This is a genomic window from Burkholderia cepacia complex sp. TUM26381, assembly GCF_057439935.1.
The window spans coordinates 303288-316611 of record NZ_CM172008.1 but is presented as its reverse complement, the minus strand read 5'-3'; the positions used below and the strand labels follow the sequence as shown (position 1 = coordinate 316611).

The window sequence follows — 13324 nt, the reverse complement described above, 5'->3', positions numbered from 1 at the left end:
GCGGTTGCCATCGTCCGGGCGGCCGCGGCGCGGCGGCCCGTGCCGGATCTGCCGGACCGGTCAGTACTTGCGGGTCGGCATCACCTGCGCCGCGACGCTCATCGGGAACACGGTCTCGTTCGTCACGATGCGCTTGGGCAGCGCCTTGCCGGCGACGACGTCCTTCACGGCGCTCATCAGTTGCGGGCCGAGCAGCGGGCTGCATTCGACATCGACGTTGATCTTGCCGGCGACCATCGCCTGGAAGCCGCCCTTCGTCGCGTCGAACGACACGACGCTCACGTCCTTGCCGGGCTTGATCCCCGCTTCCTCCATCGCCTGGATCGCGCCGAGCGCCATGTCGTCGTTGTGTGCGTAGACGACGTTGATCTGCTTGCCGTAGGTCTTCGCGAACGCTTCCATCACCTGCTTGCCGCCGGCGAGCGTGAAGTCGCCGCTTTGCGACGCGATCACCTTGAATTTCGGATTGCTCCTGATCACTTCGAGCAGGCCCGCGCGGCGATCGTTGGCCGGTGCCGAACCGACCGTGCCCTGCAGCTCGACGATGTTGACCGGGCCGGCATCGTTCCTGTAGTGCTCTTCCATCCAGTGACCCGCGCGCCGCCCTTCCTCGAGGAAGTCCGAGCCGATCATCGTCACGTACAGCGACGGATCCTTCACGTCGACCGCGCGGTCGGTCAGGATCACCGGGATGTGCGCGGCCTTCGCTTCGGTCAGCACCGGCTCCCAGCCCGACTCGACGACCGGCGAGAACGCGATCACGTCGACCTTCTGCGCGATGAACGAGCGGATCGCACGGATCTGGTTCTCCTGCTTCTGCTGCGCATCGGAAAACTTCAGGTTGATGCCGGCGTCCTTCGCCGCGCCCTTCACCGACACGGTGTTCGCGGTGCGCCACGCACTCTCCGCGCCGACCTGCGAGAACCCGAGCGTGATCGGCTTCTGCTGCGCGAACGCGCCCGGCGCCCATACCGTCGCCGCGGCGACGAGCGCACCGGCCGCCAGCTTCCTGATGAATGTCATGGTCCGTCTCCGATGATGTCGTTGTCTGCCGCGGCGCTGTTCTGTTTCTGCGTGGCGCTGGCGCGGATCGGGGCTGCGCCGGCCGGCGCGTGCGGCCGGCCCGGTCTGCCTGCCCCGCATCAGTCTAGGAACAAGCCCGATAACCTTCCAATGAAATATTGGATTGAAGCGATATCGGAATCGGCATACGTATAAACACCTAAACGCGCGAAGGCCGGCGCATGCGGGAATGCGCCGGCCCGTCGGGTTTCAGCGGACGGAGGGGAAGTGATCGTTCTGCGCCGGATCGAAGCGGCGGACGATGCGTCGCCGTGAAACGGCTTCCGTCAACTCAGCGCATCACACCCCTGGCGCGTAGTTCGCGGCCAACGCGCACGATTTCGCGCTCGCCTTCCGCCAGCGCGGCGGCGCTCGTATGCACCGAGTAGGCACCCAGATGCAGATCGTGCGGATGCGGAATCGCCGTACCGACCACGAAGCGCGCGTCGGTCACGGCCTCGAATTCGATCCCCGCGTCGGACGAGTCGAACACGGCCAGTTCGCCCTGGCCGACCGGATCCGGCGTACGCAGGCTGCCGTCCATCACCGCCGTCCAGCCAACCCGATACCCGTGCGGCGGCCGGCAGATCCAGCGCTCGCCTGCCTTCAGCTGGACGACGACATAGTTGATGCCCGGCGGTGCATCGATGGGGCTGACCGCGTCGCCATGACGGCCGAGCAGCACGCGCGCCGGGCCGTCGGTCGGGATGTCGTCGATCGACAAGTGCTGGCTGAACGCCGGCGCCAGCTCGCGCCCCGGCGGCAACGCAACCCACAACTGGAACGCCTTGACCGGCGGCACCACGGAACCCGTATGCCAGACGCCGCGCCCCGCGCTCATCCATTCGATGTCGCCGGGTGCCATCGCGCCTTCATGGCCGGTGGATTCCGCATAGGTGCCGTGCCCGTCGATCGCGAGCGTCAGCGTCGCGATGCCCGAATGCGGGTGCCAGCCGAAGGACGGCTGCCCGATCGGCGCCTGCGTGTCGATCAGGTCGAGAAAGACGAACGGCTTGATGATCTCGCCGACATCGGACGGGCTGACCATCCGGACGACCGGCCCGTTCGCGTGGCCATGCGTGCGAAGCACGATACGGCGGCAGGCGCCGATGGTCCCCGGACCAGATTCGAAGGCATGCAACATGGTGGTTCTCCTGTGACCGGCATCCGGCCCGGCGCGTCAGGCTGCGAGGGCCGCTACCGCTTCCTTCGCCGATGCAATGGCGTCGCTGCGCTTGTCCGGCCCCATCGCGACGCCTTCCGCACGAATGAACGTGATGTCCGTGACGCCGATAAAGCCGAGCACATCTTTCAGATAGGTTTCCTGATGATCGAGCGATGCCACCGGCGCCCCTGCGCTGTACACGCCGCCGCGCGACGATGCGATGACCAGCTTCTTGGCGCCGCACAGTCCGACCGCCCCGTTCTCGCCGTAGCGGAACGTCTTGCCGGCCACCAGGATGCGGTCGATCCACGCCCTCAGTTGCGACGCGATGCCGAAGTTGTACATCGGCGCGCCGACGACCACGATGTCGGCCGCGAGGAATGCGTCGAGCGCGTGCTGGCCGATCTCGACGTCCGCCTTCAGCGCGTCGTCAACCGGCGCGCCTTGCGCGGCGGCGAGGTGACCGGCCGTCAGATGGCCGATCGGCGTCGCGGCGAGGTCGAGTCGCGTCACCGTGAGGCCGGGATCGCGAGCACGCAAGGTCGCGACGATATCCGCCGACAGTTCGCGGCTGACCGAGCCTTGGCCGAGGATGCTGGAATCGATATGCAGCAGTTTCATGAGGAATCTCCGAACGGGATGACGCGATTACTGCTTGAGGGCTTCGGCCGTGATGAGCAACTTCGTCTTCATCCGGAAGCCGTACTGCTTGCCGTAGTCGAGGCCGAAGTCGCTGCGGTCGAATTCGCCGACGGCGTCGACGCCGCACACTTCACGCTTGAGCATCGGGTGCGGCATGCAATTGAATGAGTCGATCTTCAGCGTCACCGGCTTCGTGACGCCATGCAGCGTCAGGTTGCCGACCACCGATACCGGCTTGTCGCCGTCGAACTTGATCGTGCCCTTGTAGTTCGCCTGCGGAAACTTCGCCGCGTCGAAGAACTCGGCCGTCTGCAGGTGCTCGTCGAGCTTCGCGCTGCCCGTGCGGATCGACGTGATGTCGGTCGTCACGTCGACCGTGCCCGTCTTCGCCGCGCGGTCGAGCGTCACGGTGCCGCCCGACTTGTCGAACTTGCCGCGCCAGACCGACAGGCCGCCCATGTGGTCGGCTTCAAAGCTCGGGTACGTGTGGCTCGGATCGAGCTGGTACGTCGATGCGGCCGCGAATGCGGAAAGCGACAGCGATGCAGCGAGCGCGCCAATCGCGATCGTCAGATGCTTCTTCAATTCAATCTCCTTGAGACTTCAGGGGGTTCGTCTGTAGCGTGAGGCCAGTATGGAGATGGAAGCTGCTTTACACTAGACGGATAAATAGGATTTGATTAATCCATTTTTGGAGGAATCCGATGCTCGATCTGAATGATCTCGCGCTGTTCGTCCAGGTCGTCCGGGCCGGCAGTTTCTCGGAGGCCGCGCGGCGCCTGCGCATGCCGGCCAATACGCTGAGCCGGCGCATCGACCAGCTCGAGGGGCATATCGGCACGCGCCTGCTGCACCGCTCGACCCGCAAGCTCGCACCGAGCACCGAAGGCCAGGCGCTATTCGAGCGCTATGCGCCGGCGCTCGACCGGATCTTCGAGATCGAGCGGCAGCATGCGCACGGGCAGGAACCATCCGGCACCGTGCGCGTGGCGGCAATGGCCGGCCTGTTCGAATTTTTCCAGTTCGAATGGCTGGCCGAGTTCTATGCGCGCTATCCGCAAATCAGCCTCGACTTCCTGCTCGACGACACGCCGTCCGACCTGATCGGCGAGCGCATCGACCTCGCGCTGCGCATCGGCATCGAGACGGGCGGCAGCTTTCGCGTGCGCCGGATCGCGCCGGGTACGATGATCCTCGCCGCCAGCCCCGCTTATCTGAAACGGTGCGCCGCGCCGCGCACGCCGCGCGAACTGGCCGGTCACGATTGCCTGACGGTGTCCAGCCGCCAGGGGCGCAGCATGTGGCGCCTGCAGGGGCCGCGCGGCACGCAGGAAATCTCGATCGACGGCCGTTTCTCGGTCAACGACATGCGCGTGGTCGTGCAGGCGTGCATCGCCGGGCTCGGCATCGCGCTGGTGCCGCAACTGATCGCCGAACCGGCGATCGAGCAAGGCAAGCTGGTGCGCGTGCTGCCGTCCTATCGGCGATCGAGCCCGGGCCTCGGGCTGCAGCTCGTCTATACGAGCCGCCCGCCTCTGCCGCCGGCGGTCACGGTCGTCGCCGAGTTTCTGCTGGAGAAGCTCGGTCAAGGGATACCGGGGTACCCGGAGCCCGCGGCCGACCGATAACGTTTCGTTGTCGCGGCGAACGGAATTTCTTGTTGGACGCGGAATTTCGGCGCACGAACACTGCGGGGCATCGCGTCGGGTACCGACTGACGCCAATGCAAGGGCGCGGAGCCCCATCGCAGGAGACAGCCATGCCGGCAGCAGGAAGATCCGTCAACGTCCGGGAATTCATCGACGCGCGCGCAGTCAGCCCGTTTCAGTGGCTCGTGGGGCTGCTCACGTTCGTCGTGATCTCGCTGGACGGCTGGGATACCGTCATCATCGGCTTCGTCGTGCCGGAACTCATCAAGGAATGGGGCGTCACGAAGAGCGCACTGGCGCCGGTGCTCAGCGCCGCGTTGTTCGGTCTGGCGGCCGGCGCGCTGTTGGGCGGCCCGATCGCCGACCGGTTCGGACGCAAGCGCGTGCTGGTCGCGAGCGTGCTGATCATCGGCGTCGGCACGCTGGCCACCGCGCATGCGACGTCGCTCGCGACGATGCTGCCGATCCGCTTCGTCACCGGGCTCGGCCTCGGCGCCGTGATGCCGAACGTCGTGACGCTGTGGTCCGAGTACGTGCCGGAGCGCCGGCGCTCGTTTCTCGTGACGGTCGTGTACAGCGGCTTCACGGTCGGCGCCGCGCTGTGCGGGTTCATCGCGGCATGGATCATCCCGAGCTACGGGTGGCGCACGATGCTGACCGTGGGCGGTGCGCTGGCCGTCGCATGCGTGCCGCTTCTCATGCTGTGGCTGCCTGAATCAGTCGCATTCCTGACGGTTCAGAACAAGCGTCCCGAACTGATCGCGAAGATCCTTTCCGCAATCGGCCGCACACCCGTGCCCGCCGACACGCGATTCTTCCTGCCCGCGCAACCGAAGGTGAAAGGCGGCGCGATCGGCACGATCCTGTCGACACGCTATATCGCAGGCACGGTCCTGATCTGGCTGTGCTACTTCGTCGGGCTGTTCGTCCTTTACCTGCTGTACAACTGGCTGCCGACGATGGCGAAAGACGCCGGCTATACGAGCGCACAGGGCGCGATCATGGTCGGCTTCCTGAACTGGGGCGGCACGCTGGGCTCGGTCGCGATCGGCTGGCTGATGGATCGCTTCGACCGCTACCGGGTGATCGCCGCGAGTTTTTGCCTGGCGGCACTGTCGCTGTGGGCCGTGCACGGGATGCAGTCGACGTTCGGGGCGCTGCAGGTTCTCGCGTTTGCGTGGGGATGGTTCATTCCCGGCACGAATACCGGCATGAACGCGCTGACCGCGCGCTTCTACCCGACCGTCGCGCGCTCGACCGGATTGAGCTGGATGCATGCGTTCGGACGGCTGGGCGCGATCGGCAGCGCGTTTGCCGGTGCGGCCCTCCTGAGCGCGGGGCTGGGCCTCGGCCAGATTCTTCCGATCATGGCCGTCGCGCCGCTGGCCGGTGCGGTGGCCGTGCTCGTGATCGCGACGCTCGTGAAGCGCTGGGCGCTGGCCGATGAGTCGGCGGGCGCGGCCGTGACTTCCGCGGCGGAGGTTTCCGCGAATACGTAACGACAGCCGTCGCGGCAACCCTCAGATCCGGCAAGTCGCCACCGGCCTGTCGGTCTCCCGGGCACTCTCCGCGGTCAACGCGGGGAGAATGGCTTGTGCCCCGTTGCCTTCAACGCGATATTCACATCATCGCGCGTGTTGACGATACGGCCTTCCACCTTGCAATCCGATTGCACCGGCTTCGCACCGGCTGCAAATCCCACGCCGCCGAGATCGGTTGCGACCCATTGCGCGCTGCGCTTGTCCAGCGCGAACTTCATGATCTCGGCCTGGTCATCCGTCATCTCCAGGCTGCCGCCCTTATCCGTCAATGCCACGCATGCGAAGGCGGCATCTCGATCCTCGATCAGATCGACCACGAAATAGTGGTAATCCTTCAGGTCCGGTTCGCGGTCGTTCAGCCGGTGAACGGCGGCCAGTATAGGGGCGCGGTCAGGGTCGCGCTTGTCCAGATCGCGGGCATACGTCACGTTGGCGACGGTCGCGACGAGGATCCATGCGCATGCAGTGAGCTTGGATAGCGTCATCATCGAGAATCGAGAAAAACAAGTAACCGGGATCGCCCCGCCATCGAGCGGCAGTGCGAACGTCTCGCGGGACATCGCAACACCCTGCCTCGGGCGACAGTACCTCTGGCGAGTCGATGCTGCCGTTATCCGGCACCAGCGCCCGTTGATAGTGATCGTCTGTTGCGTCATGGCCGATCGGGAGACGCTACGCTACCACCAAAGACGGCGGCAGATGGCTTTTGTTCATCTCGTGCGCGTTGCCCCGGTTTCCACCCGACGTTGCCAACGATTGCAGATGTTGATGAGCATCGAAACGATGGGCAGCCACCGTTCCTTCCGTGTCGTTTACAACCGGGTTCCGGGCGCATGACCGATAGTCGGCTGCACCCGTTTCTCTAAACTGGCTCTCACAACACACTTGCCCGGTGTCGCCCGCAACGCCCGTCACGTCACCGACATCGAGGCCCCCGAGACATCCGCCTTCGCTGCTCCTCGGCCCGCACGACTCCACTGCATTCCAGCCCGGCCGGCTGCCAAGGCAATTCCAGGAGAGTTCATTGAGCCCGTCGCAAGCGCACCCTGCGAAATCGCGATCTTCGCGCCAGTCCGTCAAGCTGGATGACATCACGATCGTCGACCCTGCCGTCCTCAAGCGGGCAGTCGGTGCGATGGCGTTCGGCAATGCGATGGAATGGTTCGACTTCGGCGTCTACAGCTACATCGCCGTCACGCTCGGCAAGGTGTTCTTCCCGTCCAGCAGCCCGTCCGCGCAGTTGCTCGCGACCTTCGGCACGTTCGCGGCCGCGTTTCTCGTGCGCCCGCTCGGCGGCATGGTGTTCGGCCCGCTCGGCGACCGCATCGGCCGCCAGCGCGTGCTCGCCGCGACGATGATCATGATGGCCGTCGGCACCTTCGCGATCGGCCTGATCCCCAGCTACGCGTCGATCGGCATCATGGCGCCCGTGCTGCTGCTGGTCGCCCGCCTCGTGCAGGGCTTCTCGACCGGCGGCGAATACGGCGGCGCGGCCACCTTCATCGCCGAATTCTCGACCGACAAGCGCCGTGGCTTCATGGGCAGCTTCCTCGAATTCGGCACGCTGATCGGCTATACGCTCGGCGCGGCGACCGTCGCACTGCTCACCGCAACGCTGTCTCAGGAAGCGCTGCTGTCGTGGGGCTGGCGCGTACCGTTCTTCATCGCCGGCCCGCTCGGCCTCGTCGGCCTCTACGTGCGGCTGAAACTCGAGGAAACGCCGGCGTTCAGGAAGGAGGCCGAAGCACGCGAAGCGGACGAACGCGCGCGGCCGAAGCAACGCTTCGCGACGCTGCTCGCCGAACAGTGGAAGCCGCTGCTGCAGTGTGTCGGCCTCGTGCTGATCTTCAACGTGACCGACTACATGGCGCTGTCGTACCTGCCGAACTATCTGTCCGCGACACTGCACTTCCGCGAATCGCACGGGCTGTTCATGGTGCTGCTCGTGATGGTGCTGATGATGCCGATGACGCTGTACGCCGGGCACCTGTCGGACAAGGTCGGCCGCAAGCCGGTGATGATGGCCGGCTGCGTGGGCCTGCTCGTGCTGTCGGTGCCCGCGCTGATGCTGATCCGCACCGGCGGCATGCTGCCGGTGTTCGGCGGGATGCTGATCTACGGCATCCTGCTGTCGACGTTCACGGGCGTGATGCCGTCGGCGCTGCCGGCGCTGTTCCCGACGCGGATCCGCTACGGCGCGCTCGCGATCGGCTTCAACGTGTCGGTGTCGCTGTTCGGCGGCACGACGCCGCTCGTCACCGCGTGGCTGGTCGATCGCACCGGCGACCTGATGATGCCCGCGTACTACCTGATGGGCGCCTCGTTCATCGGCATCGTGTCGGTGCTCGCGCTGCGCGAGACGGCGCGGCAGCCGCTGCCCGGCTCCGGGCCGTGCGTGGCCAGCCGCGCGGAAGCGCTGAGCCTCGTGCGCGGGCATGCGGACGAAGCCCGTGTACCCGGCAGGAAGTTCACGCCGGCCGGCGAACGCGCTTGATGCAGTCTGGCGTGACGCGACGCCGTGCGGCATGCGCTGGCGTCGCCATACACACGTTCGTCAGTTCGACGGCAGTTGCTGCGCGTCGAACCAGTCGAGCAGCGCGCGCGTGACGAACGCGGGATTTTCCAGATTCGAAATGTGGCCGGCGTCCGGCACCAGCGCATGCGCGCAGCCGATCACGCTCGCCATCTTCACGGTTTCCGACGGCGGGCGCGCCATGTCGCCCGCGCCGCACATCAGCAGCGTGCGTTCGGCGTCGAGCGCGGCCAGCGCCGACAGCGTGTCGGGCCGACCGAAGATCAGCCGGCCGAGCGGGACGATCGATTGCCGCAGCCGGTCGGCGGGCAGGCTCGCGAGCGCCGCGCGAAACGCGGTCGGCACCGGGTCGGCCAGATTGACGTCGGGACGGAAGAACAGCGGCACGATCGCGTCGAGCAGCGGCGGCACGATACTGCCGGCCGCCGCGATCGCATCGAGCATCCCGAAGTAGCGCAGCCGGGTCGCCTCGGGCTCGGCCTCCAGCGACGCGTCCATCAGCACGAGCGAACGCACGCGCTGCGGTTCGCGCAACGCGAGCCGTGCGCCCCACATGCCGCCGACGCTGAGCCCGACGACCGCGCATTGTTCGATCTCCAGCGCATCGAGCAGCGCGCTCGCGTGCGCGGCGAGATCGTCGAGCGTCTGCGTGCCGTCGGGCAGCGCGCCCGATGCACCATGCCCCCACAGGTCCGGCACAATCACGCGGTACGAACGCGACAGCGCATCGATCTGCGGCGCCCACATCGCCGCGTTCCACAGATAGCTGTGTCCGAACAGCACCGGGAACCCGGTGCCGTGATCCTGGTAATGCAGCGTGCTGCCTTGAATGATGTGTGCGGGCATGTCGTCTCCGGGTATCAGGACGCGGCGGTGACCCGGAACCGGGCGCCGCGGTCGGCGGCGTTCTGCAACGAACGCGAAGCGGCGCATCATCGCACAGGTCGCAGGTGTTGCGCATGACGGAACCGCACGCGCGGCGGCGCGACACGCACGAAACCGCACGAAGCATGGCGGGCGGCCGTGCTATCCGACGCGATACATCGGCAGCACGTTGCTGCCGGCGGCATCCTGGTTCGACGCGAGCGGATGGCATGCCTGTTCGAGCAGCCAGTTGGTCAGCACCGCGATATCGAATTCGTTGCACGCATCCGGGTTCTGCACGAGCACGTAGCTGCCCGATGCAACCGTGCAATGCGGGAACAGCTCGACGAGCCGCCCCTGCTTCAGCAGCCCGTCGACCAGCGGCCGCCTGCCGATCGCGACGCCGTGCCCGTCGACCGCGGCCTGGACCAGCTGGTCGTACTGGCTGAAATGCAGCGCACCGGCCGGCCGCAGGCGCGGCACGCCGAGCTCCTTCAGCAGATGGCTCCACCCGTGCCACGGCCACTCGCCGCGCGGATCGTCGAGATGCAGCAGCACGTGCTTGTCGAGGTCGGCCGGCTTCATCGACGCGGCGTCGCCCGCCGCCGTCATCAGGCTCGGACTGCACACGGCCACGACGCGCTCGCGAAACAGCACCTCCGTCTCGTCGGTCGACGTATACGGCCCCGCATATCGGACGGCCAGGTGCAAACGTTTGCGCTTAAGATCTTCAATTTCGCTCGTTGCCGACACGCGCACATCGATGTCCGGATAGCTTGCGCGGAATGAACCGAGGCGCGGAATCAGCCACAGCGCCGCGAACGACACGGTGGTCGACAACGAGATGGAGCGCTGGCCGACGCTCGACGACAGCTTGCCGATCACCGATTCCAGGTCGGACAACGCGAACGAGATCGCGTCGTACAACTCCCGTCCCTTGTCGGTCAGCGTCAGTGAACGGATGTGCCGGTGAAAGAGCTCGATCCGGAGCTGCTCCTCGAGCGCCTTGACCTGGCGACTGACGGCAGATTGCGTGACGCTCAATTCCTGCCCCGCACGCGTAAAGCTCAAATGGCGCGCCGCGCATTCGAAGCCTCTCAGGAAATCCAGCGAAGGCAAACTTCTCAATCGCTTTGCCAATCTCACATTAGCCATACCGCCACCTCAAAGTTGCACCCATCGACAGACAAGTCGCCGTTCGTCTCCCTGTGTCGCTTCTCCTATTTGGATTCGGAAACGATTTTATATTGAAGCATGGATGCATATCATTCTTATTTTCAATCGTGACACGCGTATTTATCTATCACTTTTCATCGCCCCGATATCCTTACATAATCATTATGAAGTAGTGATTTTGTAAATTAATACATGCACGAAATGATGTCTCGGACGATCGCAAAAAACCCGTAAAAACAGATGCTTTTTGCCTGGATTTGCCATCTCGGCAGCGCTTTCGACGCCCCGGCAGAGCTGTATTCGAATGCCTACAAATCAATTTCATTTTCCCGACCATTCATTTCATTTACCGGATTGCGAAAAAACAATGCAATTCAACATTCATTCAAAATACCATTTAAATCACGAATTTCATGTTTATTGAAATATACTAAACGGACGAAATTTAATCGCCTCATTCAATTCCGGAAATTGATGAACCAATTGTGTCCGGAAATGCGCATTCCGCCGGCTGGCGGCGGCAATCCGCACACGCTGCGCCGACGGGCCGGCTCGCATCCGGCGTGCGCCCGCACAACGCGGAACGCGGACCGCGGGACGCATGGCCCCTCCGGTCCCTAGCCGGCGTCCGCCACACTGCCCGCTCGCACCGTTACCTCGCGGCGGTAACGGTTCAGCTCCTGCGCGGTCGCGAACGTGCGCTCGAACAGGATCGACAGGTTGTGCAGAATGCGCTCGACGACCTTCTTTTCCCACTCGCCGTCGAAACGGATCTGCTCGTCGAGCCAGCGCTCGAGCCATTCCGGATCCGGCAGGCGCGACTGCACGGTGTCGCGCGGGAACAGCGCCTGGTTCACGTGCAGGTTGGTCGGGTGCAGCGGCTTCTCGGTGCGGCGCGCCGACGCCATCAGCACGCCGATCTTCGCGAATGCGGCACGCGCGACGTCGCCGCAGTTGTTCAGCGCCTTCTTCATGTAGCGCAGGTACGCGCCGCCATGACGCGCTTCATCGCGCGAGATCGTCTCGTAGATCTGCTTGATGACGGGCTCCGTGTGCCAGTCGGCCGCGCAGCGATACCAGTGGTTCAGGCGGATCTCGCCGCAGAAGTGCAGCATCAGCGTCTCGAGCGGCGGCGCCGGGTCGAACTGGAAGCGCACCGCGTGCAGCTCCTCCTCGGTCGGCACCATTTCCGGCTTGAAGCGGCGCAGGTATTCCATCAGCACGAGCGAATGCTTCTGCTCTTCGAAGAACCACACGCTCATGAATGCGGAAAAGTCGCTGTCGTGCTGGTTGTCGCGCAGGAACATTTCCGTCGCGGGCAGCGCCGACCACTCGGTGATCGCGTTCATCTTGATCGTCTTCGCCTGCTCGTCGGTGAGCAGCGAAGCGTCGAACCTGTCCCACGGAATGTCCTTCTCCATGTCCCAGCGGACAGCTTCGAGCGACCTGAAAAGTTCCGGGTAGAGCATCGTCGTCGAAAGGCGCGCGGGCGCAGTCATGCCGATTGCGTGGACGCCGCCGCAGCCGACTCCGCATCGGGCTCGCGGTCGTCCATGTCGTCGTCCACCGAGCGCGGCGACAGCCTGCCGCGCAGCAGCGCGTAATAGAACTGCCGGTACGTGCGGTGGTAGTAGCGGATGCGCGGCGCGATTGCGCCATGCAGGTCGTGCAGCCGTTCGATCGGCAGGTTCGGCATCATGTGATGCTCGACGTGATAGTTGTTGCCGTTCGTGAACCACGTCATGAATGCATTGCTCTCGATCGTCCGCGTGTTGCGAAAGGGATCGGTGCTCGTCAGGTCGCAGCGGTAGTGCTCGGGCATCTCGACCAGTGCATGCACGGGCGCCGCGACGAACGCGAGCGGCACGACCCACACCCACACGACGAACCACGTATGCAGTGCGAACGACAGCCCGGCCAGCAGCACGATCGCCGCGACCGTCAACAGGTGATCGCGCCGGATCGCACGCGACACGAGCGGGTTGTCGCCGAAGCGCGCCCCCGGCACGACGAGCTTCGCGACGTTCTTCGCGAACTGGATGTAGTGTGCGGCCATCGACAGGCGCCACGCCCAGCGGCCGAGATTGACGACGGGGCTCGCGCCGTACTGGTCGCCATAGTCGAAGAATTCCTTGTTCTCGGGTGTGCCCAGCAGCCGGTGATGGCGCAGATGGCTGTCCTGGTAAGCATGAAACGACACGAGCATCGGCATGCCGAGCAGCACGCCGAACACCATGTTCAGGCGCTTGCTCCGGAACCCCTGGTAGTGCAGCGCCTGATGCTGCAGCTCGACGCCGTGCGCATACATCGCGCCGATCAGCAGGATGCCGGCGATCTTCAGGATCACGATCGCCGACAGCGCGAACATCATCCCGTGCGCGATGAGCGCGACGTAGACCGCCAGCTTCAGCGAGAAGACCACGCCGCTCGGGCGGCTCTTCATGTCTGCAACCGGTTTCGGGCGGGCAACAAGCGATGAGGTGACGGACAAGACGCTCTCCTTGGGCCGGACCCTGCCCGGCACGATGACGCGGCGACGCTGGCACGTGCCGGGTTGCCATTCTTCTGTGAGTCGATGCTTCGGACAAACGAATTTTCCGAACGCATTGCATGCCCCTCGCGCATGAGCACACCACATCGTGAACTAGACGACTGGTCGAATGCGACCGACCGGTCACCTCGTGGATGCGCT

Annotated in this window: 12 protein-coding genes; 3 read left to right on the top strand and 9 right to left on the bottom strand. The window is 65.0% G+C overall.

What is annotated here, in order from left to right:
- Positions 1 to 60 precede the first annotated feature (60 nt).
- The 4 genes from ACWMMN_RS33660 to ACWMMN_RS33645 all read right to left on the bottom strand — a co-directional run bounded on the left by ACWMMN_RS33660 (position 61) and on the right by ACWMMN_RS33645 (position 3454).
- Complete coding sequence (locus ACWMMN_RS33660; RefSeq protein WP_486424394.1) at positions 61 to 1023, bottom strand: ABC transporter substrate-binding protein; 963 nt, start codon at positions 1021 to 1023, stop codon at positions 61 to 63.
- A 331-nt stretch (positions 1024 to 1354) separates the two neighbouring features.
- Positions 1355 to 2206 (bottom strand): pirin family protein, encoded by an 852-nt coding sequence (locus ACWMMN_RS33655; protein WP_174992329.1) that lies wholly within the window; start codon positions 2204 to 2206, stop codon positions 1355 to 1357.
- Between the two features lie 36 nt (positions 2207 to 2242).
- A complete protein-coding gene (locus tag ACWMMN_RS33650; RefSeq protein ID WP_059241338.1) occupies positions 2243 to 2848 on the bottom strand; it encodes an FMN-dependent NADH-azoreductase in 606 nt (201 codons plus the stop codon).
- 27 nt (positions 2849 to 2875) lie between these two features.
- The gene (locus tag ACWMMN_RS33645; protein ID WP_059241337.1) at positions 2876 to 3454 is read right to left on the bottom strand and encodes a YceI family protein; all 579 of its coding nucleotides are present in this window, start codon (positions 3452 to 3454) and stop codon (positions 2876 to 2878) included.
- A gap of 119 nt (positions 3455 to 3573) precedes the next feature.
- On the opposite strand from ACWMMN_RS33645, the gene ACWMMN_RS33640 reads away from it, so the two are divergent.
- Positions 3574 to 4497 (top strand): LysR family transcriptional regulator, encoded by a 924-nt coding sequence (locus ACWMMN_RS33640; protein WP_174992328.1) that lies wholly within the window; start codon positions 3574 to 3576, stop codon positions 4495 to 4497.
- A gap of 131 nt (positions 4498 to 4628) precedes the next feature.
- The gene (locus ACWMMN_RS33635; RefSeq protein ID WP_340625899.1) at positions 4629 to 6017 is read left to right on the top strand and encodes an MFS transporter; all 1389 of its coding nucleotides are present in this window, start codon (positions 4629 to 4631) and stop codon (positions 6015 to 6017) included.
- 74 nt (positions 6018 to 6091) lie between these two features.
- Here ACWMMN_RS33635 and ACWMMN_RS33630 read toward each other — a convergent pair whose 3' ends face one another.
- Positions 6092 to 6619 carry a hypothetical protein gene (locus ACWMMN_RS33630; RefSeq protein ID WP_340625898.1) on the bottom strand — a complete coding sequence of 176 codons (528 nt, stop codon included), beginning with the start codon at positions 6617 to 6619 and terminating at the stop codon, positions 6092 to 6094.
- 464 nt (positions 6620 to 7083) lie between these two features.
- Between ACWMMN_RS33630 and proP the strand changes: the two genes are divergently transcribed.
- Positions 7084 to 8553 (top strand): glycine betaine/L-proline transporter ProP, encoded by a 1470-nt coding sequence (proP, locus tag ACWMMN_RS33625; protein ID WP_340625897.1) that lies wholly within the window; start codon positions 7084 to 7086, stop codon positions 8551 to 8553.
- Positions 8554 to 8613: 60 nt separating this feature from the next.
- On the opposite strand, the gene ACWMMN_RS33620 is transcribed toward proP, so the two are convergent.
- The 4 genes from ACWMMN_RS33620 to ACWMMN_RS33605 form a co-directional block, all read right to left on the bottom strand.
- Complete coding sequence (locus ACWMMN_RS33620) at positions 8614 to 9438, bottom strand: alpha/beta fold hydrolase (protein WP_486424393.1); 825 nt, start codon at positions 9436 to 9438, stop codon at positions 8614 to 8616.
- A gap of 180 nt (positions 9439 to 9618) precedes the next feature.
- On the bottom strand, positions 9619 to 10611 hold the full coding sequence (locus ACWMMN_RS33615; RefSeq protein WP_059241331.1) for a LysR substrate-binding domain-containing protein: 993 nt from the start codon (positions 10609 to 10611) through the stop codon (positions 9619 to 9621).
- 638 nt (positions 10612 to 11249) lie between these two features.
- A complete protein-coding gene (locus ACWMMN_RS33610; RefSeq protein WP_059242424.1) occupies positions 11250 to 12101 on the bottom strand; it encodes a ferritin family protein in 852 nt (283 codons plus the stop codon).
- Positions 12102 to 12127: 26 nt separating this feature from the next.
- Positions 12128 to 13075 carry a fatty acid desaturase family protein gene (locus ACWMMN_RS33605; RefSeq protein ID WP_486424485.1) on the bottom strand — a complete coding sequence of 316 codons (948 nt, stop codon included), beginning with the start codon at positions 13073 to 13075 and terminating at the stop codon, positions 12128 to 12130.
- Between the last annotated feature and the right edge of the window lie 249 nt (positions 13076 to 13324).

Coding starts and splice junctions, on each gene's coding strand:
- ACWMMN_RS33655 (WP_174992329.1), bottom strand. CDS start 2,206: ATGTTGCATGCCTTCGAATCTGGTCCGGGGACCATCGGCGCCTGCCGC.
- ACWMMN_RS33620 (WP_486424393.1), bottom strand. CDS start 9,438: ATGCCCGCACACATCATTCAAGGCAGCACGCTGCATTACCAGGATCAC.
- ACWMMN_RS33615 (WP_059241331.1), bottom strand. CDS start 10,611: ATGGCTAATGTGAGATTGGCAAAGCGATTGAGAAGTTTGCCTTCGCTG.
- ACWMMN_RS33630 (WP_340625898.1), bottom strand. CDS start 6,619: ATGTCCCGCGAGACGTTCGCACTGCCGCTCGATGGCGGGGCGATCCCG.
- ACWMMN_RS33650 (WP_059241338.1), bottom strand. CDS start 2,848: ATGAAACTGCTGCATATCGATTCCAGCATCCTCGGCCAAGGCTCGGTC.
- ACWMMN_RS33640 (WP_174992328.1), top strand. CDS start 3,574: ATGCTCGATCTGAATGATCTCGCGCTGTTCGTCCAGGTCGTCCGGGCC.
- ACWMMN_RS33605 (WP_486424485.1), bottom strand. CDS start 13,075: ATGAAGAGCCGCCCGAGCGGCGTGGTCTTCTCGCTGAAGCTGGCGGTC.
- ACWMMN_RS33660 (WP_486424394.1), bottom strand. CDS start 1,023: ATGACATTCATCAGGAAGCTGGCGGCCGGTGCGCTCGTCGCCGCGGCG.
- ACWMMN_RS33635 (WP_340625899.1), top strand. CDS start 4,629: ATGCCGGCAGCAGGAAGATCCGTCAACGTCCGGGAATTCATCGACGCG.
- ACWMMN_RS33610 (WP_059242424.1), bottom strand. CDS start 12,101: ATGCTCTACCCGGAACTTTTCAGGTCGCTCGAAGCTGTCCGCTGGGAC.